The sequence below is a fragment of the Luteimonas salinilitoris genome (assembly GCF_041300785.1).
Taxonomy (GTDB): Bacteria; Pseudomonadota; Gammaproteobacteria; order Xanthomonadales; family Xanthomonadaceae; genus Luteimonas; species Luteimonas salinilitoris.
In genome coordinates this window covers 381,935-405,317 of record NZ_JBFWIB010000002.1, presented here as the reverse complement: position 1 = coordinate 405,317, position 23,383 = coordinate 381,935, and the positions used below count along the sequence as shown (strand labels likewise).

Sequence of the window (23,383 nt, the reverse complement as noted above, 5' to 3'; positions counted from 1 at the left end):
GCGCGGCGCGCATGCCCGGTTCGGACAGGACATCGGGGCCGTCGCGGAGACGGCCGGACGAGATCAACCGATCGGAGGTCGGAAGACTGCGGAACGCGAGGACTGGACCACGCCCATGTCGGCGCGTGCCGGCGGCGCGGCGGTGAGGCGGTGTTGCGCGGCGAACGGCACCGTGCCGGCGACCGCCGTGACGGCGAACCCGCAGGCGCAGGCGCAGCCGGCGACGCGGCAATCGCAATCCTCGTGCACGGGTGCGCCCTGCCCGGCGGCGGGCTCGTCGTCGCAATCTTCGTCGGTGGGCGTCGCGGTGGACGGGTCGTGATGATCCGCCGAGGCGGAACGGTCGCCGACGTGGTGCGAGAGGTCGCCCGCCATGGCGCTCGCGCGCCAAAGCCCGATGCTGCCGTCGAGGCAGAACGCCAGGACCAGCAGATAGCGCATGACGAGCGCGAGCGGGGACATTGGGCGGGGCCGAGCCTCAACGTGGTCGGTCCTTTCAGTTAGCACGCTCGAAACCGGAGTGTCAATATCGCGATCCGGCAGCCGGGCATATCGATGCTCGCTTGGACGGACAACGGCCCTGCCTTTGTGGGAGTGGCGGCGGCATGCCGTCGCCGGGAAGTCGCGACAGCCCCCTCCCCCGGCATCGCGACTTCCGTCGCTCCCACGCAAGGCCGCCGGCCCACTCGTTTTTGTTCCTCTTCGCTCGTTACTCGGTAAATCCGGTCCCAGGCCCTCCCCAGGCGAAACGCAAATCGTCATGCCTGTTGACGCCCAGATCGTGGCGCCACTACAATTCCGCGCTTCCACACGTGGGGCCATAGCTCAGCTGGGAGAGCGCCTGCATGGCATGCAGGAGGTCGGCGGTTCGATCCCGCCTGGCTCCACCACGGTTTCCGCCCAAAGGCCGGTCGGCAACCGCACGCGACATCCGCGTCCCCATCGTCTAGAGGCCTAGGACACCACCCTTTCACGGTGGCGACCGGGGTTCGAATCCCCGTGGGGACGCCATTTACGACGAACCGCGGGACCTGCCGCTGCAGGTCCTGCGTTTTTTTGTGTTCGACTCCGGCCGGTGTAGGGCCGTCGCGTTCACAGGATCCGAATCTTTCGACTGTTTCAATCGGTCGATGTCCACGCGGTGCGGCGTGCCGGCGCATCGCCTTCCTCCGGAGCGTCATGGACCCGAGCGAACAGCGGCCGCTCTCTGCGGCCGCGGCCCTGCCCCGTCCTACCCTGCGCGCACGCGAGGCTTTCGCGATCACCATCGGCATCGTCGTCGGTGCCGGCATTTTCCGTACGCCTTCCCTGGTTGCCGGCGCCGCCGGCAGCGAGGCGATCATGTTCGCGGCGTGGGCGGTGGGCGGATTGCTGTCGATCGTCGGCGCGCTGTGCTACGCCGAACTCGCGACCGCTTACCCGCAGGCCGGCGGCGACTACGCCTATCTGCGTCGCGCCTACGGCGCACGCCCCGCCTTTCTCTATGCATGGGCACGGCTGGCGGTGATCCAGACCGGGTCGGTGGCGGTGCTTACCTTCGTGATCGGAGACTACCTGGCGCAGCTGTTCGGACTCGGCGCATGGGCATCGCCACTGTTCGCCGCCGCTGCCGTGATCGTGCTGACCACCCTCAACTGGCTGGGCGTGCGCCAGGGCACCCGCACGCAGAACTGGCTCACCGTGGTCGAGATCGCCGGCATCTGCCTGATCGTCGCCGCGGCCCTGCTGCTCGCGCCCGCCGGCGCCGCACCGGCCGCCACCGCCGGTGGCGACAGCGCGGTCGGCCTGGTCCTGGTGTTCGTCTTGCTGACCTACGGCGGCTGGAACGAGGCGGTCTACGTGACTGCGGAGGTCCGCGACGCGCGGCGCTGGATGCCCCGCGTCCTCACGATCAGCCTGATCGCGATCACCGCGCTGTACCTGCTGGTCAACCTGGCCTACCTGCGCGTGCTGGGGCTGTCGGGCATGGCGGACTCCGATGCCGTGGCCGCCGACGCCATGCGGCGCCTGTTCGGCGACGGCGGCGCGATCTTCATGAGCGCGCTGGTCGTGGCCGCGGCGCTGACCTCCGCCAACGCCACCCTGATCACCGGCGCGCGCAGCGCATATGCGGTGGGCCGCGACTTCCCCGCCCTGGCCTTCATCGGCCGCTGGGACGCGCGCAGCGGCTCGCCGCGCACGGCGATGCTGGTGCAAGGCGGCCTGGCGCTGCTGCTGGTCGGCCTGGGAGCGCTCGCCCGCGACGGCTTCCGCACCGCGGTGGAGTACACCGCGCCCGTGTTCTGGCTGTTCTTCCTGCTCGTCGGCGTATCGCTGTTCGTACTGCGCCGACGCGACCCCGACTTGCCGCGCCCGTTCCGGGTGCCGCTGTATCCGCTGCTGCCGCTGCTGTTCTGCGCCACCAGTGCTTTCCTGTTGTATTCCAGCCTGGCCTATACCGGCATCGGCGCCCTGATCGGGGTCGGCGTGCTGGCGGCCGGCGGACTGCTGTTGCTGTACCTGAAACCGATCCGCCCATCCCAGGAGTCGCCCACATGAAAACGATCCCGTCGATCGCCTGCCTGTTGCTGCTGGTCCCGCTAATGTCCGCCTGCGGCGAGAGCGCCGTGACCGCCTACGACCCGGTCGTCGAGTCCGAACCAGCGCAGGACGAGGTCGCCTCGATGGACGCGGTGACCGCCGTCACCGAACCCGATTCGCCCTACGCGATGGACGAGGACGCGCCGCGCCCGAAGCGCGAGCCGGACGTGATCTACGTGCCGACGCCGCAGCCGGTGGTCGACCGGATGCTGGAGCTGGCGAATCTCCAGGAAGGCGACGTGCTCTACGACCTGGGCTCCGGCGACGGCCGCATCGCGATCACCGCGGCGAAGGACTACGGCGTGCGCGCGGTGGGCATCGACATCAATCCGGTGCGCATCCGCGAGGCCAACGAGAACGCCGAGAAGGCCGGCGTCACCGACCGGGTGACCTTCCGCGAGGAGGACCTGTTCGAGACCGACATCGGCGAGGCGTCGGTGGTCACGCTGTATCTGCTGCAAAGCCTGAACGTGAAGCTGCGGCCGAAGCTGCTGAGCGAACTGAAGCCGGGCACGCGCATCGTCAGCCATGCCTTCGACATGGCCGGCGAATGGGAGCCCGAGCACACCGAGGAAGTGGACGGCAGCAGCATCTACATGTGGACGGTGCCGGAGCGCTGAGCGCCCGCCGTTGGCGATGAACGACGTCGCCCGGTCAGGCCGATGGCAGGGGCGCCCGGTCCTGCGCAGGCGCGCTGTCGAGCGACAGCGTGGCCACGCCGTGGCCGCGCTCGGCCAGGTACTGCAGCCATTTGCCGAGGAAGGTGTTCATCCGCATGCGATGGTCGACCACCTCGGCCGGCGGCGGATACAGGCCGATCACGTCCTGCCAGCGCCGGCCGACGTAGCAATGGGTCGCCTCGACCTGGCGCGCGTCGCGGTAAAGACGCAGCCAGGCGGACGGATCGGGCTCGCCGGTCACCGGATCGCGCATGGCATAGCTCAGGCGCAGTTCGGTGGTGTAGCGGTGCTGCTCGATCACGTCCAGGTGCACGTCGAGACCGTCGCCGTTGCGCGAGAGATAGCGGCCCGGCGCGAGCCCGCCCGGCTCGAACAGGCGGATCAGGCGCTGGTGGTTCTCCGCGTACAACCCCATCAGCCAGCCGAAGCGGCTGAGCCTGGGGATGCGTGCGGAATTGCGGATGGCGACCTGCTGGGACATGCGCCGATGCTACACGCTCGATCGCGAGTGCGGCAGCATTGACGGCGTCGCGCGAGCGGCCTAAGGTTCAGTTTCCTTGCCGCGTTTTCCGCAATCGATGGTTGGTGCTTCGGATCCGGGTTTCGGAACCCGCACTCCGGAATCCGCGCTTCAGAACATTTCGCGGTTGATCCCCAGGTCCTCGAGAATGCGGCTGGCGATCTCTTCGATCGACGTGTGCGTGGTGCTCAGGGTGGGGATGCGCTCCATGCGCAGCAGCGTTTCCGCGGCCGCCACCTCGCGCCGGCAGGTCTCCATTTCCGCGTAGCGCGAATTCGGCCGTCGTTCCTGGCGGATCTGGTGCAGGCGCAGCGGATCGATGGTCAGGCCGAACAGCTTGTCGCGATGCGCGCGCAGCCTCGGCGGCAGGCGGTCCGACTCGAGATCCTCCTCGGTCAGCGGGTAGTTCGCCGCGCGGATGCCGTAGTGCAGCGCCAGGTACACGCAGGTCGGCGTCTTGCCCGCGCGCGAGACGGCGACGAGGATCAGGTCGGCGTCGCCGTAGTCGAGCGCCATGCCGTCGTCATGCGTGAGCGCGTAGTTCATCGCATTGATGCGGCGGTGGTAGGTGTCGAAATCGACCATGCCGTGCGCCTGCCCCACTCGCGACTGCCGCGGGGCGTCGAGTTCGCGCTCGAGTGGCTTGATGAACGGCGCGAACACGTCGAGCATCAGCGCGCCGCTCTCGGACAGGATGCGGTTGAGCTCGGGATCGACGCAGGAATTGACCACGATCGGCCGGCGGCCGCAGTTCGCCCCGGCGCGGACGATCTCCGCGACGGCCTGGCGCGCCTTTTCGGGGGTGTCGACGAACGGGATCCGGTCGGTCACGAAGCGGAAGCCCGAGAACTGGGTCAGCAGGCTGTGGCCGATGGTCGCGGCAGTGATGCCGGTGCCGTCGGAGACGTAGAACACGGGACGGACGGGCGGCGGCGATTCCGGGAGCATGGACTCGGACGTGAACGACGGGAGGGTTGCTAAAATACCCGCTTCCGCCGGGCCTCGTCCGGTTCTCCCGCCCGTCACCCCCCTGGAGTGCCCATCCCTTGAGCGCCAATATCCTCTGGCTGCACGATCTGCGACTGAACGACCTGGCCCAGGTCGGCGGCAAGAACTCCTCGCTCGGCGAGATGATCGGCCACCTCGCCCAGCTCGGCGTCTCGGTTCCCGGGGGCTTCGCCACGACCGCCGATGCGTTCAAGGCGTTCATCGCCCACAACGAGCTCGAGCAGCGGATCTTCGATCGCCTGGCGCCGCTCGACGTCGAGGACGTGTCGGCGCTGACGGCGGCCGGCCGGGAGATCCGCGGCTGGGTGATCGACGCGCCGCTGCAGCCGGATCTCGATGCCGGCATCCGCGACGCCTACGGGCAGCTCTGCGCCGACAACGGCGGCGGCGAGGTGGCGGTGGCGGTACGTTCCTCGGCCACCGCGGAGGACCTGCCGGACGCCAGTTTCGCCGGCCAGCAGGAGACGTTCCTCAACGTCACCGGCGCCGACGACGTCGTGGTCAAGGTCAAGGAAGTCTTCGCCAGCCTGTACAACGATCGCGCCATCGCCTACCGCGTGCACCACGGCTTCAAGCACGAGGACGTGTTCCTGTCGGCCGGCGTGCAGCTGATGGTGCGCTCGGACGTCGGCGCCTCGGGCGTGCTGTTCACGCTCGACACCGAGTCCGGCTTCCGCGACGTGGTGTTCATCACCGCCAGCTACGGGCTCGGCGAGAACGTGGTCCAGGGCGCGGTCAATCCCGACGAGTTCTACGTCTACAAGCCCACCCTGCGGCAGGACAGGCCGGCGATCCTGCGTCGTTCCCTGGGCAGCAAGCAGATCCGCATGGTGTATTCGGACGCGCCCGGCGAGCGCGTGCGCAACGAGGATACGCCGGAGCAACTGCGCGCGCGCTTCTCGATCAGCGACGACGACGTGCACGAGCTGGCGCGGCAGGCACTGACCATCGAGGAGCACTACCAGCGCCCGATGGACATCGAATGGGCGAAGGACGGCGTCAGCGGCAAGCTGTTCATCGTGCAGGCGCGGCCGGAGACGGTGAAGTCGCGCGGCAAGGCCACCCAGATCGAGCGCTACGCGCTGGAGCGCCGCGGCGAGGTGATCGCCGAAGGCCGCGCCATCGGCCAGAAGATCGGCAGCGGCGTCGCCCGCGTGGTGCGCTCGCTCGAGGACATGCAGAAGGTGCGGCCCGGCGACGTCCTGGTCGCCGACATGACCGATCCGGACTGGGAACCGGTGATGAAGCGCTCGGCGGCGATCGTCACCAACCGCGGCGGCCGCACCTGCCATGCCGCGATCATCGCCCGCGAACTCGGCGTGCCCGCGGTGGTGGGCACCGGTACCGCGCTCGAGGTGATCGCCGACGGCCGCGAGGTGACGGTGAGCTGCGCCGAGGGCGACACCGGCTACATCTACGCCGATGCCCTGCCCTTCGAGCGCACCACCACCGACCTCGCGTCGATGCCCGAGGCGCCGCTGAAGATCATGATGAACGTCGCCAACCCGGAGCGCGCGTTCGACTTCGGCCAGCTGCCGAACGCCGGGATCGGCCTGGCGCGGCTGGAGATGATCATCGCCTCGCACATCGGCGTGCATCCCAAGGCGCTGCTGGAATACGACCGCCAGGACCCGGAAACGAAACGCCAGATCGACGCCCGCAGCGCCGGCTACGCCGACCCTGTGCGGTTCTACGTCGACCGCCTGGCCGAGGGCATCGCCACCCTCACCGCCTCGGTGGCGCCGCACCCGGTGATCGTGCGCCTGTCGGATTTCAAATCGAACGAGTACGCCAACCTCATCGGCGGCCGCCGCTACGAGCCGGAGGAAGAGAACCCGATGATCGGCTTCCGCGGCGCCAGCCGCTACGTCGACCCGTCGTTCGCCGACGCCTTCGCGCTGGAGTGCGAGGCGGTGCGCAAGGTCCGCGACGAGATGGGCCTGGACAACCTGTGGGTAATGATCCCGTTCGTGCGCACGCTCGACGAGGGCCGCAAGGTGGTCGAGGTGCTGGAGAAGAACGGCCTCAAGCAGGGCCAGCACGCCGACGGACAGCAGGCACTGAAGATCATCATGATGTGCGAGGTGCCGTCGAACGCGCTGCTGGCCGACGAGTTCCTCGAGATCTTCGACGGCTTCTCGATCGGCTCCAACGACCTCACCCAGCTCACCCTCGGCCTGGACCGCGATTCGGCCATCGTCGCGCACCTGTTCGACGAGCGAGATGCCGCGGTCAAGAAGCTGCTGTCGATGGCGATCAAGAGCGCCCGCGCCAAGGGCAAGTACGTCGGCATTTGCGGCCAGGGCCCGAGCGACCATCCCGACCTGGCCGAATGGCTGATGCAGGAAGGCATCGAGTCGGTGTCGCTCAATCCCGATACCGTGGTCGACACCTGGCTGCGGCTGGCCAAGCGCAAGGCATCCGACGCGCGATAACGTCGCTCTAACGGCGCCGTCGCTACCGTCGTCGCGGGAACCGACGCTCCGCTTGCGGGGCGTCACGCACTTTCAGGACCATAGAGAGGGAGGCGCAAGCATGGAATCGATCTGGTCGTGGCTGCACGAAACCGGCTGGTCCGAGATGGCGATATCGATCGGTCTGCATGTGCTCGGCGCCCTGGCGTTGTTCTTCATCGGGCTGCGCATCGTCAAGTGGATCACCGGATTCGCCGAACGCGGACTGGCCCGCGCCAACGTCGAGCCGACGGCGGCGATGTTCCTGCGCAAGGTGACCTACGTGATCCTGCTGGTGGTGTTGGTACTGGCGGCGCTGCAGGTCGTGGGCGTGCCCATGACCTCGACGATCGCGGTCCTCGGCGCCGCCGGCCTGGCGATCGGCCTGGCGTTGAAGGACTCGCTGTCCAACATCGCCTCGGGGGTGATGCTGGTCTCGCTGAGGCCGTTCCGCGCCGGCGACATCGTCACCATCAACGGCCAGACCGGCAAGGTCGAGTCGGTCAGCATCTTTCAGACGCAGTTGCGCGGTGCCGACAACCAGACGATCGTGCTCCCCAACAGCCTGGTTACCACCGACTCCATCATCAACCTGACCCCTGACGTGATGCGCCGGATCGAGCTGGTGATCGGCATCAGCTACGACGCCGACATAGACGCGGCCCGCGGCCTCGCCATGGACACCATGCAGGCCGACGAGCGCGTCCTGCCGGAACCGCCACCTGACGTGCTTGTGTACGAGCTCGGCGACAGCTCGGTGAACCTGGGCATCCGCTGCCACGTCGCCAATGCCGATTTCTTCGTCACCAAGTGCGAACTGACCGAGCGGATCAAGAAGGCGTTCGACCGCGACGGCATCTCCATTCCGTTTCCGCAGCGCGACGTGCACATGTATCACCACGCCGGCGATACCGGTGCCGGCGGACAGCAGGCGCTGCCGTCGCCGAGTGCCTCCGGCAGCGAAGCGATCGACCTGGACGACCCGGAGCATCAGCCGCGCCCGGACCCGGAATGAGCCGTCAATGATCGTGAGCCGCCAACCCGGCGGGCATCGACTCAATAGCGGTCGAACGGGGCGAACGCCCCCATGCCTTCACGGTAGTGCCGCAGTTCCTCGATCGAGTCGCGCACATCGCTCAGGGCGGTGTGCGCGGCCTGCTTCCTGACGCCGGCGAGCAGCGACGGCGCCCAGCGCCGCGCCAGCTCCTTGATGGTGCTGACATCGAGATTGCGGTAGTGGAAATACCGTTCCAGCTCCGGCATCTGCCGATGCAGGAAGCGCCGATCCTGGCAGATCGAGTTGCCGCACATCGGCGAGGCGTTCTCCGGAACCCACCGGCGAAGAAAGCTCAGCGTCCGCTGCTCCGCCTCCGCCATCGGCACGCCCTCCTCGAGGACGCGCCGCCACAGCCCGGACTTGCCGTGCTGGTTGCGGTTCCAGTCGTCCATCGCCTCTAGCGTGGCAAGCGGATGTGCAATCGCGCATTCCGGGCCTTCGGCCAGGACCCGCAACTCGGAATCGGTAACGACGGTGGCGATCTCCAGGATCGAGTCGCGCCCGGTATCGAGCCCGGTCATCTCCAGGTCGATCCAGATCAGGCGGCCTTCATCGGCATCGGATTGTCGCTGTGCCATGCGCTCGCGATCATCGTCGGGAGGGCGCATCATAGCGCAGCGCCCACATTCCCTGTCCTCCATGATCCCGAGTTCCGCACTCTCCCATTACGCCATCCTGACCGCGATGCTGGCGCCGGCGTTCTTCCTGACCGCGACCGCCGGCCTGCTGACCTCCGCGAACTCCCGGCTCGCACGCATCATCGACCGGGCACGGGCTTTGCTCAAGCAACTGGGCGAAAGCGAGGATCCCGAGGAGCGATCGCTGCTGGAAAGGCGCATCGAGCTGCAGCGTCGCCGCAGCACGATCATCCTGCGCGGCAGCCAGCTGCTGTACGTGGCGATCAGCTGCTTCGTCGGCACCAGCCTGACGGTCGCCGGCGATTCGCTGCTCGGCCATCGTTTCGACCAACTGCCGACGGTGCTGGCGGTACTGGGCGTGTTGGCGATGTTCGCCGCCAGCCTGCTGCTGGCACGCGAGGCGACGCTCGCGGTCGGTGCGGTCAACGACGAGATGGACGATGCGCACGTCCGCGCCAGGCGGCGCGGCGCAGCGGGGTGATCGGCCCATGGGCCGGTAGAGCCGAGCTTGCTCGGATTCCGGAGCCGGGAGCAGCGGAGCAAGCTCCGCTCTACGGGGAGAGGCGCGACGGCTTCAGGGCGCAAGCCTGCCGCGCTTGCGGCGAAAGTAGTTGCTGAGCATGGCGCCCGCCTCGCCGGCAAGCACGCCGCCGGTGACCGCGACACGATGGTTGTGGCGCGCGTCGGCAAGCAGGTCGAAGACGCTGCCGGCGGCACCGGTCTTCGGATCGGCGGCGGCATACACCACGCGGGCGATCCTTGCGTGCACCATCGCCATGGCGCACATCGCACACGGCTCCAGCGTCACGTAGAGAGTGCAACCGGGCAGGCGATGGTTGCCCAGCTGCCGGCCGGCGGCGCGCATCGCGACGATCTCGGCATGCGCGGTCGGGTCGTGTTCGCCGATGTTGCGGTTCCAGCCCTCGCCGAGCACCCGGCCGTCCGCGTCCACCAGCAGCGCGCCGACCGGGACCTCGTCGTCCTCCTTCTCTGCACGTTCGGCGAGCGCCAGCGCCTGGCGCATCCGCTGTACATCGTCAACCGGCATCGACCGTTCCTGCACGCCGGCGGCCGCCGGCGGCGTGATTGTCGCATCCTAATGCGCGGCCTGCTGCACGCTTATCGCGTCCAGGATCCGATGCAGCCCGGCCAGCGAGAACGGTTTGGACATGACCGGGCGCCGGCGGAAAACTTCCGGTTCGCCGCCGCATCCGGCGCGCGTCATTTCAAGGCGGGAGCGGGTTCGGTCGGCGGCGCGGGACGGGACAGGAAATGGATCAGCGCGGCACGCTCGTCCGGGTCGCGGATGCCGATGAAGCTCATCGAGGTGCCGGGAACGAAGGCTTCCGGGTCGCGCAGGAACGCATCGAGTGCCGCCGGCGTCCACACCAGGTCGCGCTCCCGCGCGGCGGCGAGCAGTGCGGCGGAATACTCGAAATCCGGTCGGTCCGCGGCGCGACGGCCGACGATGCCGGCCAGGTTGGGGCCGCTCAGGCCGTCCTCGCCGGGACGGACCGAGTGGCAGGCGTAGCACTTCTGGAACGCGCGTTCGCCGCGCCCGGCATCGGATGGCGTCCGCTCGTCCACGGCGCTCGCCGCGCCCGACAGGGCCAGTGCGCAGGCCGCCAGGGCGATCCGCCTCACTCGCCGCCTGCTCCGTAGCGGTACACCACCAGCCGGTCCGCCCCCGACTCCGGCGCCCACACCTCGCCCGCGCGGCCGAGCAGCTGCCGCACGTTGGCGTCGGGGCGGTCGCTGGGGAAGCTGTCGAAGCGCTCGCTGTCCGGATCGAAACGCAGCACCGCGTTGGCGCCGAAATCGCTCACCCAGACCTTGTCGTCGTGATCGACGTAGACCGCGTAGGCGCGTGGCCGCTCACCGGGCAGTTTCCACGCTTTCCATTCGCCGCTGGCGGGATCATGGCGACTGAGCTGGCCGGAATTCCACTCGCTGATCCAGAGCCGGCCCCGGCTGTCGGACCAGACGCGCCGCGCGCCCTGCTCCGGCGTCGGCGGCCGGAGCACCGTCGCCTCGCCGCTGTCGGTATCGATGCGCGCAAGGTGGCTGCCGGCGAGCGAGGCGTAGTAGATCGCGCCGCGCGGCGTGGCGGCGATGCCGTACGGTCCGCGCCCGTGGGGCGCGTCCCAGATCCGAATCTGTTCCGTCTCCGGATCCAGCCGGCCGTAGACGCCGTTCTGGCCGGTGAACCACAGCACGCCGTTGCCGTCGAAGGCGGCGGTGTTGAGGTTCACGTAGCCGCGATCTTCCGGCAGCGGATAGCGCGTAACCGCATGCGTCTCCGGATCGACCCGCACGATCGCGTTGAGGCCGCCGTCGGTGATCCACGGCGCACCGTCCGGACCGACGATGACACCATGCGGTGCCGAATCCTCGCCCAGCGGAATCTGCTCGACTTCGCCGGTTTCCGGATCGAGCCGTCCCAGCGCGCCCTGGCGTTGCGCGGTGTACCAGACGGGCCCGCCCGGGGCCGGATCGGCGGCGACGTCGTGCGGCCGCGCGCCGGCCGGCACGGCGTAGGTCCGGGTAGAGATTTCGGCTGCGGCCGCCGCGGTCCAGGCCGGCACCGCGAGCAGCATGGCGAGCAGGCATCGATTCCAGGCAACGACAGGCATGACCGCTTCTCCCTTGGCTCGGCGACGCGGCGGCAAGTATGCCAGTTGCGCCGTGGAGCCCGGATTCACCGTCCGACGGTCGACACGAGCGGACCGATTTTCCCGGTCGCAAGTGACGTCATCGCCCTATGATGATTTCAGGGGCGCACCACACTCCGTCACTCCCACTCGATCGTCGCCGGCGGCTTGCCGCTAATGTCATAAACCACGCGAGAAATGCCTCGCAATTCATTGATTATTCTGTTCGAAACACGACCGAGGAACTCGTACGGCAGGTGCGCCCAGTGCGCGGTCATGAAGTCGACAGTCTCCACCGCGCGCAGCGCGATCACCCACTCATAGGCGCGCGCGTCGCCGACCACGCCCACCGACTTGACCGGCAGGAACACGGCGAAGGCCTGGCTCGTCTTGTCGTAGAGATCCGCCTTGCGCAACTCCTCGATGAAGATCGCATCGGCACGCGCCAGCAGTTCGGCGTATTCCGGCCGCACCTCGCCGAGGATGCGCACGCCCAGGCCGGGGCCCGGGAACGGGTGCCGGTAGACCATCTCGCGCGGCAGGCCCAGCTCCACGCCGAGGCGGCGCACCTCGTCCTTGAACAGCTCGCGCAGCGGCTCCACCAGGCCGAGCTTCATGTGTTCGGGCAGCCCGCCGACGTTGTGATGGCTCTTGATCACGTGAGCCTTGCCGGTCTTGCTGCCGGCCGATTCGATCACGTCCGGGTAGATCGTGCCCTGCGCCAGCCATTTCGCATTCGCCAGCCGGCCGGCTTCCTCGTCGAAGATCTCGATGAACAGGTTGCCGATGACCTTGCGCTTGGCTTCGGGATCGGCCACGCCCCGCAGTGCGCTGAAGTAACGCTCGTGGGCATCGACCCGGATCACCTTGACGCCGAGGTGCTCGGCGAAGGTGGCCATGACCTGGTCGCCCTCCTGCCAGCGCAGCAGACCGGTGTCGACGAACACGCAGGTGAGCTGGTCGCCGATGGCCTTGTGCAGCAGCGCGGCGACCACCGAGGAATCCACGCCGCCGGAAAGGCCGAGGATCACCTCGTCGTCGCCGACCCGCTCGCGCACGCGCGCGATCTGGTCCTCGATGATGTTGGCCGCGGTCCACAGCGTGTCGCATCCGCAGATGTCGGTGACGAAGCGCCTGAGCAGGGCCAGGCCCTGCTTGGTATGCGTGACTTCGGGATGGAACTGCACGCCGTACCAGCGCTTCTCGTCGTTGGCGAACGCCGCAACCGGCACGCGCCCGGTGCTGGCGGTGACGGTGAAGCCCGGCGGCGCCCTGGAGACGTGGTCGCCGTGGCTCATCCACACGTCCAAACGCGGTGGCGGACCCGGGTGATCCGCGAGGCCCTCGAACAGCCGGTCGCGGGCGGTCAGCTCGACTTCGGCATGGCCGTATTCGCGCTGGTCGGCGGCCTCGGTCTCGCCGCCGAGCTGGGCGGCCATCGTCTGCATGCCGTAGCAGATGCCGAGCAGCGGCAGGCCGCAGTCGAACACCTCGCGCGGTGCGCGCGGCGCGCCTTCCAGGGTGGTCGACTCCGGACCGCCGGAGAGGATGATGCCCTTCGCGCCGAACCTCGCGATCTCGGCCGGATCGTGGTCCCAGGCCCAGACCTCGCAGTACACGCCGATCTCGCGGATGCGCCGCGCGATCAGCTGCGTGTACTGCGCACCGAAATCGAGGATGAGGATCTTGTCGCTGTGCAGGTCGGTCATTGCGGCGGGGACTCGGGCGTGGTCGGGATGCGGTCGGTGCCGCCGAAGGTGCATTGCTTGCGGTCCGCGTCCCAGCGGCCGCCGCCGTCCTCGCAGGAGGCGCGCAGCTGGTGGCCGCGGTAGAGCTGCAGGCCGACCAGGCACAGGACCATCGCCGCGAGCACGATCAGCCCGGTGCCGATCCGGCGGCGACGCGGCGGCGGCGTCGATCCGGCCATCGGATCAGCCCATCCGGTAGTTCGGCGGTTCCTTGGTGATCTGCACGTCGTGCACGTGGCTCTCGCGCTGGCCGGCGCCGGTGATCTTCACGAACGACGGCTTGCTGCGCATCTCCTCGATGGTCGCGCAGCCGACGTAGCCCATGGTCGCGCGCAGGCCGCCGGCGAGCTGGTGGACCACGCCGCTGAGCGGGCCGCGGTACGGCACCCGGCCCTCGATGCCCTCGGGCACCAGCTTGTCGGCATCGCTGGCGTCCTGGAAGTAGCGGTCCTTGGAGCCCTGCTCCATCGCGCCCAGGCTGCCCATGCCGCGGTAGCTCTTGTAGCTGCGCCCCTGGAACAGTTCGGTTTCGCCGGGCGATTCCTCGGTGCCGGCGAACAGGCCGCCGATCATCACCGTCGAGGCGCCGGCGGCGATCGCCTTGCCGATGTCGCCGGAGAAGCGGATGCCGCCGTCGGCGATCAGCGGGATGCGGTCCTGCAATGCGTCGGCGACCATCGACACCGCGGTCACCTGCGGCACGCCGACGCCGGCGACCATGCGCGTGGTGCAGATCGAGCCGGGGCCGACGCCGACCTTCACCGCGTCCGCGCCGGCATCCATCAGCGCCAGCCCGGCGTCGCCGCTGACGATGTTGCCGCCGACCACCTGTACCTGCGGAAAGGTCTTCTTGGTCCAGGCGACGCGGTCGATGACGCCCTGCGCGTGCCCGTGCGCGGTGTCGACGATCACCACGTCCACGCCCGCCGCCACCAGCGCCTCGATGCGCCGTTCGGTGTCGCCGCCGACGCCGACCGCGGCGCCGACCAGCAGTTGCTCGTCGGAGTCCTTGGCGGCGTTGGGGTTGTCGCGTGCCTTCTGGATGTCCTTGACGGTGATCAGGCCGCGCAGCTCGAAGCCGTCGTTGACCACCAGCACCTTCTCGATGCGGTGCTTGTGCAGCAGCTGCAGCACCTCCTCGTCGCTCGCGCCCTCGCGCACGGTGACCAGCTTCTCCTTGCGCGTCATCACGTTGCGCACCGGATCCTCGAGCCGGGTCTCGAAGCGCATGTCGCGCCCGGTGACGATGCCGAGCAGCTGTCCGCCGTCGACCACCGGCACGCCGGAGATGTTGCGCGCCCGGGTGAGCTTGAGCACATCGCCGATGGTGGTGTCGGGCCCGACGGTGAACGGCTCGCGGATCACGCCGGCCTCGAAGTTCTTCACCCGCGCCACTTCCGCGGCCTGGCGCTCGGCCGACATGTTCTTGTGGAGGATGCCGATGCCGCCGAGTTGGGCCATGGCGACGGCCAGGCGCGATTCGGTCACGGTATCCATCGCCGCGGAGATGATCGGCAGGTTCAGGCGCAGGTCGCGGGTCAGGCGGCTGGCGAGCGAGACGTCCTTGGGCAGGATCTGCGAGTGGGCGGGAACGAGGGAAACGTCGTCGTACGTGAGCGCTTCGGCCAGGATGCGCAGCATGGGCGGTCCGGAGGGGGAGAAGCACGTCATTGTATCGCGTTTGCGACGGCAGACGACGCTTGCAGGGCACCCGGATAGTGCCCCGGGGCGGCCTTCCGGACGAATTTCGAGTCGCTCCCCGATACTCGCTTGGTCGAAATCCGCCCGGAAGGCCGCTGGAGACCGCGAAGGCACGTGTTGAAGAGCCGAAAGCGGGCTTGGTACCGGGCGCGGGCGCGCCCAGGGCATCGCCTGCCAGCCTACCCCCGGCGGTCGGAGGCTTCCGCGGCCTCGAAGGTGTTCTGCATCAGCGTGGCCACGGTCATCGGCCCCACCCCGCCCGGTACCGGGGTGATCCAGCTGGCGCGGCGCGAGGCCTCGGCGAAGCCGACGTCGCCCACCAGCCGCCCGTCCTCGAGCCGGTTGATGCCGACGTCGATCACCACCGCGCCCGGCTTGACCCACTCTCCCGGGATCAGGCCCGGCCGCCCGACCGCGACCACCAGGATGTCGGCCTCGCCGACGTGGCGCTTCAGCACGTCGGCCGGGGTGAACCTATGGCAACTGGTGACGGTGCAGCCGGCGATCAGCAGCTCCAGCGCCATCGGCCGGCCGACGTGGTTGCTGACGCCGACGATGGTGGCGCTCTGGCCGCGCACCGGGCGGTCGGTCCAGGCCAGCAGCGTGGTGATGCCGCGCGGCGTGCACGGGCGCAGACCGAACTGGCGCAGCGCCAGGTGGCCGACGTTCTCCGGGTGGAAGCCGTCGACGTCCTTGCGCGGATCGATGCGGTGGATCAGGCGGGTGGCGTCGGGAATGCCCGGCAACGGCAGTTGCACCAGGATGCCGTGCACGCCCGGGTCGGCGTTGAGGCGGTCGATCAGCGCCAGCAGCTCCCCTTCCCCTGTGCCGGCCGGCAGGTCGAAGTCCAGCGCGCGGATGCCGACCTTCTCGGCCGCGCGCCGCTTGTTGCGCACGTACGATCGCGAGGCCGGATCGTCGCCCACCAGCACCACCGCGAGCCCCGGCCGCATGGCGCCGGTGGCGATCCGCGCATCCACCCGTAGCCGCAGCTCGTCGAGCAGCGCGTCGGCGACGCGTCTGCCGTCGAGGATGCGGGCCTGGTGCGGGGCGGGCTCGGTCATGCAGGATGATCTGCTGGGAACGACCCGTATTGTCCCCGATTCAGCCCCGTGCTTGTAGGCGCAGGCCATGGGCGCGATCCTGTCGCGGATTCCCGAGACGAGCATCGCGCCGAGATGCGCATGGAACACACGATGAGCGATTCCACCACCACCGAAATCGAAGCCGCCGTCTTCCGCCGCCTGCAGCGGCACCTGGTGCAGACGCGGCCCGACGTGCAGAACATCGACCTGATGATCCTGGCCGGCTTCTGCCGCAACTGCCTGGCCGACTGGTACCGCGACGCCGCGGAGGCGCGCGGCGTCGCGATGACGAAGGACCAGGCGCGCGAAGCGATCTACGGCAGGCCCTTCGCGGACTGGAAGGCGCAACATCAGGCGCAGGCGACGCCGGAGCAACTGGCAGCGTTCGAAGCCGTGCAGCGCACGCACCCGAAGGGCGATTGATGATGGCCAAGGCGGCGCTGGGGCTGCTCGCCGTCCTTGCCCTGTGCTATCTCGCCATCTGCGTGCTGATGTACGTGCAGCAGCGTCGCCTGATGTACTTCCCGCAGTTCACCCGCGGCGATGCCGCCGAAACCGACCTCGAACTCGACCGCGGCGATGCCGTCCTGCGCGGCTGGATCGTCAATCCGCACCAGACCGATGCGGTGCTGTATTTCGGCGGAAACGCCGAGCGAATCGAGGACAACCGCGACGATCTCGCCGCATGGCTGCCGGCGCGAAGCAGCTATCTGCTCGCCTATCGCGGCTACGGCGCCAGCGACGGCAGCCCGAGCGAGGCCGCCCTGCTCGCCGATGCACTTGCCCTGTATGACGAGGTGCGCAGGCGCCATCCGCATGGCCGTATCGCGCTGATCGGGCGCAGCCTCGGCAGCGGCATCGCCAGCCATGTCGCCGCCCATCGCGACGTCGAGCGGCTGGTCCTGGTCACGCCGTTCGACAATCTCGCCGCCGTTGCCCAGGGCCACTACCGCTGGCTCCCGGTGCGCCTGCTGCTGCGCGACCGGTACGACTCCGTGGCCCGGCTGGCGCGCTACGACGGGCCGCTGCTGGTCCTGCGCGCCGGCAACGATGCCGTGATCCCGCCGCGGCACACCGATCGCCTGATCGCCTCCTGGCACCGCACGCCGACGGTGGTCGACTTCCCGCAGGCCGGCCACAACGACATTCATCTGCAGCCCGGCTACGGCGAGGCGCTGGCGCGCTTCCTGCGCTGAGCCCCGGACACGCCCGCGGACCGCGCGCCACCCGGGGTCACCAGTCGTCTCCTGGCGATGCACCCTTCGGGCAACGCGGCACGCTCGTATCACCGGCAACGCAATAGATGCAACAGCCGGCCGGAGTGCCCGGTGGCTGCGCCGGCATTGCCGGCGATGGGTACGCAGGCGAGGTCGCCATCGGCAACGGAGGCGTCAGGCGCGCCAGTTCCTGTTGCGGCCGCAGCTGCAGCAGCACCGCCCAGTCCTGGCGGTTGGCGTTGCAGGCGGCCGGCGTGTCGGGCGTGCACGCCGGCGCGTCGAGACGCCGCATCGGCAGGTCGCGGAACCGTCCGCCGGCGGTGAGCGGCAGCAGGCGCATGGTGACGCCGTCGAGCACGTTGCCGCCGACCAGGTAGGCCAGGCCGTCTCGATCGGGATCGACCGCGACGACGATGTCGCAATGCATGCCCAGCCCCTCCTCTCCCGCACTCAGCAGCCCGGCGAGTCCGCCGAAGCCGTAGATGCGAGGGTTCGAACGCACGTGGCACAGCAGGTCGCCCGGCGCCGGACGGGCGGTGACGGGATCGGTGACGCGATAGGCGCTGGCCTCGGGTTCGCGGTAGGCGCCGCGAACGTAGGCGAGGTGGCTGGTGGCAGCGGCGAATCCCGGTAGTCCGGCCCGCCGCAGCACCCACGACACGAACACCGCCGACCAGGGCGCGTCGACGATGAAGGCGCGGCAGCCCGCCGACGGCGGACCGCCCATCCCGGCATGGCCGCACTCGGCCGCACCGGGGCGGCCCGCCGCACGTCCCAGCAGTCCGCTGTCGCGCCAGTAGCCGGCGACGCGCCGCCCGGCCTGTTCGCCGTTGGCGAGCAGCCCCGTCTCGGCCTCGCGCACGGTCGATCCGGCCAGGCGGCCGTCGGCGTCGATGAACGGACGATGCCAGAGCTGATGCTCCTCGCAAGCGAACGCGGCGATCCGCGTGGCGACCTCGGATGCGCTGGTCTGTCCCCGCAGGACCGGGCAGACATCGGCCGCCAGCGCCGGCGCGGCCGTCAGCGTCAGCAGCAACCACAATGTCCGGATCATCGAACCCCCTGGCAGCAAGTACGAACGCGGGCGGCATCGTTGCCCGCGCCTTCTGCATCCTGCCGCAGCGGGTGTGAAGACACCCCGCAGCGCGGCCGAGGCGGCGGCGCGCGCCCCGCGCTCAGCGCGCCGCGCAGAATGCCGCGTAGTCGATGTAGCCGGGAAATTCGCGGCCCGGCGCGCACAACGGGCAGTCCGGGTCGGGTGTCAGCCGGGTCTCGCGGAAGCGCATCGCCAGGGCGTCGAAATGCAGCAGGCGGCCGCTGAGCGGATCGCCGAGCCCGAGCAGCAGCTTGATCGCCTCGGTGGCCTGGATCAGGCCGATGACGCCGGGCAGCACCCCGAGCACCCCCGCCTCGGCGCAATTGGGGGCGGCTTCCGGCGGCGGCGGCTCCGGGAACAGGCAGCGGTAGCAGGGCGCCTCGCCGCGCCTGCGGCCGGCGTCGAACACGCTCGCCTGTCCCTCGAACCGGTGCACCGCACCGTAGACCAGCGGCTTGCCGAGCTTCACGCAGGCATCGTTGAGCAGGTAGCGGACGGGGAAATTGTCGGCGCCGTCGATCACCACGTCCACGCCCTCGAGCAGGCGCTCGACGTTGGCGCTGGTCACGCGCTCGGCGACGGCATCGATCCGGGTGCGCGGATTGAGCGCGGCGAGCGTGGTTGCGGCGGAGGCGACCTTGGCCGTGCCGATGCGGTCCTCCGCGTGCAGGATCTGCCGCTGCAGGTTGCTGCGATCGACCACGTCGTCGTCGGCGATGCGCAGGCTGCCGACGCCGGCCGCGGCCAGGTAGTACGCCGCCGGCGAGCCGAGGCCGCCGGCGCCGAGCAGCAGCACATGGGCCTGCTGCAGCCGCTGCTGCCCGGCCAGGCCGATCTCCGGCAGGCGCAGGTGGCGCGAATAGCGTTCGTGGAAATCGGTGTCGACGCCCGGCTGCGGCGCCGTCATCGGCAGGCCTTCCGCCTGCCAGGCCGTGGTGCCGCCGGCGATCGAGGCGAGATCCGCATAGCCCTGTTCCTGCAGCGCCTGCGCCGCCTGCAGCGAGCGACCGCCGCCCTGGCAGATCAGCATGAGCGGCTCGTCGCGCACCGGTGCGTGGCGATCGGGCGCACGCTCCAGTTCCGCCCGTTCGACGCCGCTCGCGCCTTGCGCCATGCCGGTCATGCGCTCGTGTTCCTCGCGCACGTCGATCAGGCGCACGCCGCGGGCCAGCCGCCGGTAGGCCTCGCGCGGGGAGATTTCCAGGATCGCCATGCGGCGATTATCGCGCGATTGCGCATCGCCGGAACGGAACGCTGCAGTGCATCTCGCCGTAGAGCGGAGCTTGCTCCGCTACGCGGTCTCCGAAGCCAGGATCCCATAGAGCCGAGCTTGCTCGGCTGCGCGGTTCCCGGAGCCCGCGAGCAGCGGAGCAAGCTCCGCTCTACGAGGCAGTCAATACGGCAGCACTTCCACCACGCTGCCGGCCGGATAGTCGCGCGGGCCTTCCGCCAGCACGATCAGCGCGTCGGAATCGGCTGCGGCGCGCATCCGGTGCGAGCCGTCGGCGGGATTCGGCTCGACCCGCAACACGCCGTCCTCGCCGCAGTGCAGCCTGCCGCGCAGGAATTCAAGCCGCTCCTGGCGCTTGTGCCAGTCGCTGCCCAGGCGCGCGTGCAGCCGCAACCGCGGCTCGCGCCGGCCATGCAATCCGTCCAGCAGCCGACGTCCCAGCGTCAGCCAGGTCGCCAGCACCGATACCGGGTTGCCCGGCAGGCACAGGAACAATGCCTCGCCGAGGCGGCCGCCCTCGGCCAGCAGTACCGGCATGCCCGGCTTCATCCGCACCTTCCAGAAGCGCACCCGCCCCTGCGCCTGCAGCAGCGCGGGCACATGATCCTTCTCGCCGGCCGAGACGCCGCCGCAGGTGATCACCAGGTCGAAGGCGTTGCCGGCGTGGCGCAGGGCCGATTCGATCGCGCCCGGGTCGTCCGGCAGCGTCGGCCAGGCGACCGGCTCCAGGCCCTCGGCTCGCAGCAGTCCCATCAGCTGCTCGCGGTTGGAGTTGTAGATCTCGCCCGGCCGCAGCGGCAGTCCGGGCTCCACCAGCTCGTCGCCGGTGGTGAAGACCGCGACCGTGGGGCGCCGCCGGACCTCCAGCTCGGCCATTCCCTGCGATGCGCACAGGGCGACCCGCGACGGCGACAGTATGTCGCCGACCTGCAGCAGGCGGTCGCCGACCGCGCTGTCCTCGCCGGCGCGGCGCACGTGCTGCCCGGGTGCGGGCGTCGCCAGCACGCGCACGCGATTGCCGTCGACGGCGGCGTTCTCCTTCATCACCACGGTATCGGCACCGGCCGGCAGCGGCGCGCCGGTGGTGATGCGTGCGCACTGGCCGGTGCCGATGCGCAGGCCGAGCGCGGCGCCGGCGAACTGTTCGCCGGCCAGCTCGAGCGCGGTTTCGCCGCCGCCGCCGAGGTCGACGTGACGCAGCGCAAAACCGTCCATCGCCGAGTTATCGAACGGCGGCTGCTGCAATACCGCGTATACGTCGGCCGCGAGCACCCGGCCATGCGCACGCTGAAGCGCGCAGCGTTCGGGCGGCAGCTGCCTGCCGATGGCGACGGCATCGACGATCTCGTGGGCGACGGCGTAGGCGATGCGGGTCGGGAAGTCGCTCATGTCGGGCTCATGCCGGGTCGAAGCCGGCCGCGGCCAGGTCCCCGGGGGTGTTGAGATTGCCGAAGCGTACGCCGGCCAGTCGCACGGCTGCCATGCCGAGCCGCCGCTGCAGCGCCTGCACCATGAGGTCGCCGGATGCGATCGCGGCGGCCGCCGAGCGCCGCAGGGCCTCGGCCCGCCACAGCGCGACCAGCGGCTGCACGCCGTCGTCGTCGACCGCGTATGCACCCGTGCCGCCGGCAGCGGCCAGGCTCGGCAACAGGCAGTCGTTCACCGACACCAGGTCCACCGGGACGGTGAGCAGCCACGCGCTGCCGCACGTCTGCGCGAGCGCATCGAGCCCGCCGAGCGGTCCGGCATCGGGCGTGCGGTCCGCAATCATGGCCAGGCCGATGGCGGCATAACGTTCGGCTGCACGGTTGGCGCTGACCAGCACGGCGCCCGTCTCGGGCGCGAACCGTGCGGCCAGGCGTTGCACCTGGGCCATGCCGTCGCGGCGCAGCCAGGCCTTGTCGGCGCCGCCCAGCCGCAGCCCGCGGCCGCCGGCGAGAATACCGAGCGTCACCGCCTCCTGACCGAGAGCCGGAGGCCGCGCGTTCATGCCGACCGGCACCCGCCCCCCCGTAGAGCGGAGCTTGCTCCGCTGCTCCCGGCTCCGGAGCCCACGCAGCCGAGCAAGCTCGGCTCTACAGGGCGGGCTCCGGAGCCCATGTAGCGGAGCAAGCTCCGCTCTACGAGAGGGGGATTCCGATCCCTGTCGGTCATGCTTCAGCCCTTTCGCTTGACGTGCCGGATCAGCCGCCGCTTCTTCTCCACCTGGCGCTCGGTCAGCACGTTCTTGCGATCCTTGTAGGGGTTCTCGCCTTCCTTGAACACGAACCGCACCGGCGTGCCGACCAGCTTGAAGCGCTTGCGGAAGAAGTTCTCCAGATAGCGGCGATAGCTGTCAGACAGCGTGCGCAGGCGGGTGCCGTGGACCACGAAGGTCGGCGGATTGCTGCCGCCCGGGTGGGCGAAGCGCAACTTGGCGACATGGCCGCGCACCGTCGGCGGCGGGCTTGCCGCGTAGGCGGCCTCCAGTGCGCGGGTGACCTCGGAGGTGCCGAACTCGCGCGTCGCCGAGGCGTGCGCGCGATGGATCGCGCGGAACAGCTCGCGCAGTCCGGAGCCGTGCTTGGCGCTGATCCGCACCGCCTCGGCCCACTGCATGAACACCAGCTTGCGCGACAGCAGCGCTTCGGTCTGTTCGCGCTGGTAGGCGGTCAGTCCGTCCCATTTGTTGACGGCGACCACCAGCGCGCGGCCGGCGTCGAGCACCGCGCCGAGCACGCTGGCGTCCTGGTCGGTGACGCCCTCGCTGGCGTCCAGCAACACCACGGCGATCTGGCAGTGCTCGATCGCCTGCAGCGTCTTGACGATCGAGAACTTCTCCACCGCCTCCTCCACCCTGGCCTTGCGGCGGATGCCGGCGGTGTCGACCAGGCGGTACTTGCGGCCGTCGCGCTCCAGGTCCACCGCGATCGAGTCGCGGGTGGTGCCCGGCACCTCCGAGGCGATCATGCGTTCCTCGCCGACCAGCCGGTTCACCAGCGTCGACTTGCCGACGTTCGGCCGCCCGATGAAGGCCACGCGCATGCGCTCCGGGTCCTCGTCGAGCACCTCGGCGTCGCCGTCCGCCGGCAGGCGCCCGACGACCTCGGCCAGCAGCTCGTCGATCCCCTGGCGGTGTGCCGACGACACCGGCAATGCATCACTGAACCCATAGCGGGCGAACTCCGCCATCGCCGCGCGCGTGTCGATGCCGTCGGTCTTGTTGACCACCAGCAGCACCGGCCGGTCGCGCTTGCGCAGCCACTGTACGAGTTCGTCGTCCAGCGCTGTCGGACCTTCGCGGCCGTCAACGATGAACAGCACCAGATCGGCTTCGTCTGCGGCGGCCCGGGCCTGGCGCGCGGTCGCACCGGCCAGACCTCCGGTTTCGAGATGGGTGTTCTCCCCGGCGATGCCGCCGGTATCGACCAGCACGAACGGGCGCTCCGGCTCGAGCCGGCAGACACCGTAGTTGCGGTCGCGGGTCACCCCCGGCTGATCGTGCACCAGCGCGTCGCGACTGCGGGTCAGCGCGTTGAACAACGTCGACTTGCCGACGTTCGGGCGGCCGACAAGGGCGACGAGTGGGAGCATTGGGGGCCGGGAATGGGGAATCGGGAATGGGGAATCGTAAAACAGGACGGCGGCATGGATCATGCCGCCTCCGCCATTGTCGGCGGCCGTGAGCGGCATGGTCGGGAATCGCGGCGTCTTCGGTCGTCGGCTACGGCCGATTTCC

At 69.7% G+C, this 23,383-nt stretch carries 22 protein-coding genes, 2 tRNA genes and 1 pseudogene; 9 read left to right on the top strand and 16 right to left on the bottom strand.

Annotation, left to right across the window (positions count from 1 at the left end; translation table 11 throughout):
• Positions 1 to 63 precede the first annotated feature (63 nt).
• Positions 64 to 462 carry a CopL family metal-binding regulatory protein gene (locus AB5T46_RS05130; RefSeq protein WP_370562780.1) on the bottom strand — a complete coding sequence of 133 codons (399 nt, stop codon included), beginning with the start codon at positions 460 to 462 and terminating at the stop codon, positions 64 to 66.
• Between the two features lie 352 nt (positions 463 to 814).
• On the opposite strand from AB5T46_RS05130, the gene AB5T46_RS05125 reads away from it, so the two are divergent.
• The 4 genes from AB5T46_RS05125 to AB5T46_RS05110 all read left to right on the top strand — a co-directional run bounded on the left by AB5T46_RS05125 (position 815) and on the right by AB5T46_RS05110 (position 3,200).
• A tRNA-Ala gene (locus AB5T46_RS05125) sits at positions 815 to 890 on the top strand.
• Between the two features lie 45 nt (positions 891 to 935).
• Positions 936 to 1,011 (top strand) — tRNA-Glu (locus AB5T46_RS05120).
• 168 nt (positions 1,012 to 1,179) lie between these two features.
• On the top strand, positions 1,180 to 2,538 hold the full coding sequence (locus AB5T46_RS05115) for an APC family permease (RefSeq protein ID WP_370562779.1): 1,359 nt from the start codon (positions 1,180 to 1,182) through the stop codon (positions 2,536 to 2,538).
• A complete protein-coding gene (locus AB5T46_RS05110; RefSeq protein WP_370562777.1) occupies positions 2,535 to 3,200 on the top strand; it encodes an SAM-dependent methyltransferase in 666 nt (221 codons plus the stop codon). The genes AB5T46_RS05115 and AB5T46_RS05110 overlap by 4 nt, the downstream gene beginning before the upstream one ends.
• A gap of 34 nt (positions 3,201 to 3,234) precedes the next feature.
• Here AB5T46_RS05110 and AB5T46_RS05105 read toward each other — a convergent pair whose 3' ends face one another.
• Entirely contained in the window at positions 3,235 to 3,741 is a 507-nt protein-coding gene (locus AB5T46_RS05105; protein ID WP_370562775.1) for a DUF1249 domain-containing protein, read from the bottom strand.
• A gap of 150 nt (positions 3,742 to 3,891) precedes the next feature.
• Complete coding sequence (gene ppsR / locus AB5T46_RS05100) at positions 3,892 to 4,728, bottom strand: posphoenolpyruvate synthetase regulatory kinase/phosphorylase PpsR (RefSeq protein WP_370562774.1); 837 nt, start codon at positions 4,726 to 4,728, stop codon at positions 3,892 to 3,894.
• 98 nt (positions 4,729 to 4,826) lie between these two features.
• Between ppsR and ppsA the strand changes: the two genes are divergently transcribed.
• Positions 4,827 to 7,223: a phosphoenolpyruvate synthase gene (ppsA, locus tag AB5T46_RS05095; protein ID WP_370562773.1), complete on the top strand. Its 2,397-nt coding sequence runs from the start codon at positions 4,827 to 4,829 to the stop codon at positions 7,221 to 7,223.
• Positions 7,224 to 7,323: 100 nt separating this feature from the next.
• Entirely contained in the window at positions 7,324 to 8,256 is a 933-nt protein-coding gene (locus AB5T46_RS05090; RefSeq protein ID WP_370562772.1) for a mechanosensitive ion channel family protein, read from the top strand.
• A 41-nt stretch (positions 8,257 to 8,297) separates the two neighbouring features.
• Here the strand turns inward: AB5T46_RS05090 and orn are convergent, their stop codons facing one another.
• Positions 8,298 to 8,876 carry an oligoribonuclease gene (orn, locus tag AB5T46_RS05085; RefSeq protein WP_370562771.1) on the bottom strand — a complete coding sequence of 193 codons (579 nt, stop codon included), beginning with the start codon at positions 8,874 to 8,876 and terminating at the stop codon, positions 8,298 to 8,300.
• 61 nt (positions 8,877 to 8,937) lie between these two features.
• Here orn and AB5T46_RS05080 point away from each other — a divergent pair, with 61 nt between their 5' ends.
• Positions 8,938 to 9,417, top strand: a complete 480-nt coding sequence (locus tag AB5T46_RS05080; RefSeq protein ID WP_370562770.1) for a DUF2721 domain-containing protein — start codon at positions 8,938 to 8,940, stop codon at positions 9,415 to 9,417.
• A 93-nt stretch (positions 9,418 to 9,510) separates the two neighbouring features.
• On the opposite strand, the gene tadA is transcribed toward AB5T46_RS05080, so the two are convergent.
• The 7 genes from tadA to folD form a co-directional block, all read right to left on the bottom strand.
• On the bottom strand, positions 9,511 to 9,984 hold the full coding sequence (tadA, locus tag AB5T46_RS05075; RefSeq protein WP_370562769.1) for a tRNA adenosine(34) deaminase TadA: 474 nt from the start codon (positions 9,982 to 9,984) through the stop codon (positions 9,511 to 9,513).
• 173 nt (positions 9,985 to 10,157) lie between these two features.
• Entirely contained in the window at positions 10,158 to 10,580 is a 423-nt protein-coding gene (locus tag AB5T46_RS05070) for a c-type cytochrome (protein WP_370562768.1), read from the bottom strand.
• Complete coding sequence (locus AB5T46_RS05065) at positions 10,577 to 11,569, bottom strand: Vgb family protein (protein ID WP_370562767.1); 993 nt, start codon at positions 11,567 to 11,569, stop codon at positions 10,577 to 10,579. Before AB5T46_RS05065 ends, AB5T46_RS05070 begins: the two co-directional genes overlap by 4 nt.
• Positions 11,570 to 11,727: 158 nt before the next feature.
• Complete coding sequence (gene guaA / locus AB5T46_RS05060; protein WP_370562766.1) at positions 11,728 to 13,296, bottom strand: glutamine-hydrolyzing GMP synthase; 1,569 nt, start codon at positions 13,294 to 13,296, stop codon at positions 11,728 to 11,730.
• Complete coding sequence (locus AB5T46_RS05055) at positions 13,293 to 13,514, bottom strand: hypothetical protein (protein ID WP_370562765.1); 222 nt, start codon at positions 13,512 to 13,514, stop codon at positions 13,293 to 13,295. The genes guaA and AB5T46_RS05055 overlap by 4 nt, the downstream gene beginning before the upstream one ends.
• Before the next feature lie 4 nt (positions 13,515 to 13,518).
• Positions 13,519 to 14,976 carry an IMP dehydrogenase gene (guaB, locus tag AB5T46_RS05050; RefSeq protein WP_370562764.1) on the bottom strand — a complete coding sequence of 486 codons (1,458 nt, stop codon included), beginning with the start codon at positions 14,974 to 14,976 and terminating at the stop codon, positions 13,519 to 13,521.
• A 239-nt stretch (positions 14,977 to 15,215) separates the two neighbouring features.
• A complete protein-coding gene (folD, locus tag AB5T46_RS05045) occupies positions 15,216 to 16,100 on the bottom strand; it encodes a bifunctional methylenetetrahydrofolate dehydrogenase/methenyltetrahydrofolate cyclohydrolase FolD (protein ID WP_370562763.1) in 885 nt (294 codons plus the stop codon).
• A 132-nt stretch (positions 16,101 to 16,232) separates the two neighbouring features.
• Between folD and AB5T46_RS05040 the strand changes: the two genes are divergently transcribed.
• Together AB5T46_RS05040 and AB5T46_RS05035 are read left to right on the top strand one after the other, a co-directional pair.
• The gene (locus AB5T46_RS05040) at positions 16,233 to 16,544 is read left to right on the top strand and encodes a DUF1244 domain-containing protein (RefSeq protein WP_370562762.1); all 312 of its coding nucleotides are present in this window, start codon (positions 16,233 to 16,235) and stop codon (positions 16,542 to 16,544) included.
• Positions 16,544 to 17,317, top strand: a complete 774-nt coding sequence (locus AB5T46_RS05035) for an alpha/beta hydrolase (protein WP_370562761.1) — start codon at positions 16,544 to 16,546, stop codon at positions 17,315 to 17,317. Before AB5T46_RS05040 ends, AB5T46_RS05035 begins: the two co-directional genes overlap by 1 nt.
• Before the next feature lie 37 nt (positions 17,318 to 17,354).
• Here the strand turns inward: AB5T46_RS05035 and AB5T46_RS05030 are convergent, their stop codons facing one another.
• From AB5T46_RS05030 to der, 5 genes and pseudogenes are all read right to left on the bottom strand, one after another.
• Positions 17,355 to 18,392, bottom strand: a complete 1,038-nt coding sequence (locus AB5T46_RS05030; RefSeq protein WP_370562760.1) for a DUF2272 domain-containing protein — start codon at positions 18,390 to 18,392, stop codon at positions 17,355 to 17,357.
• Between the two features lie 121 nt (positions 18,393 to 18,513).
• Positions 18,514 to 19,662, bottom strand: a pseudogene (moeB, locus tag AB5T46_RS05025) (molybdopterin-synthase adenylyltransferase MoeB); the annotation flags it as partial.
• 165 nt (positions 19,663 to 19,827) lie between these two features.
• Entirely contained in the window at positions 19,828 to 21,054 is a 1,227-nt protein-coding gene (locus AB5T46_RS05020) for a molybdopterin molybdotransferase MoeA (RefSeq protein WP_370562759.1), read from the bottom strand.
• Between the two features lie 7 nt (positions 21,055 to 21,061).
• Entirely contained in the window at positions 21,062 to 21,655 is a 594-nt protein-coding gene (gene mobA, locus AB5T46_RS05015) for a molybdenum cofactor guanylyltransferase (protein WP_370562758.1), read from the bottom strand.
• Positions 21,656 to 21,822: 167 nt separating this feature from the next.
• On the bottom strand, positions 21,823 to 23,238 hold the full coding sequence (der, locus tag AB5T46_RS05010; protein ID WP_370562757.1) for a ribosome biogenesis GTPase Der: 1,416 nt from the start codon (positions 23,236 to 23,238) through the stop codon (positions 21,823 to 21,825).
• Positions 23,239 to 23,383 lie beyond the last annotated feature (145 nt).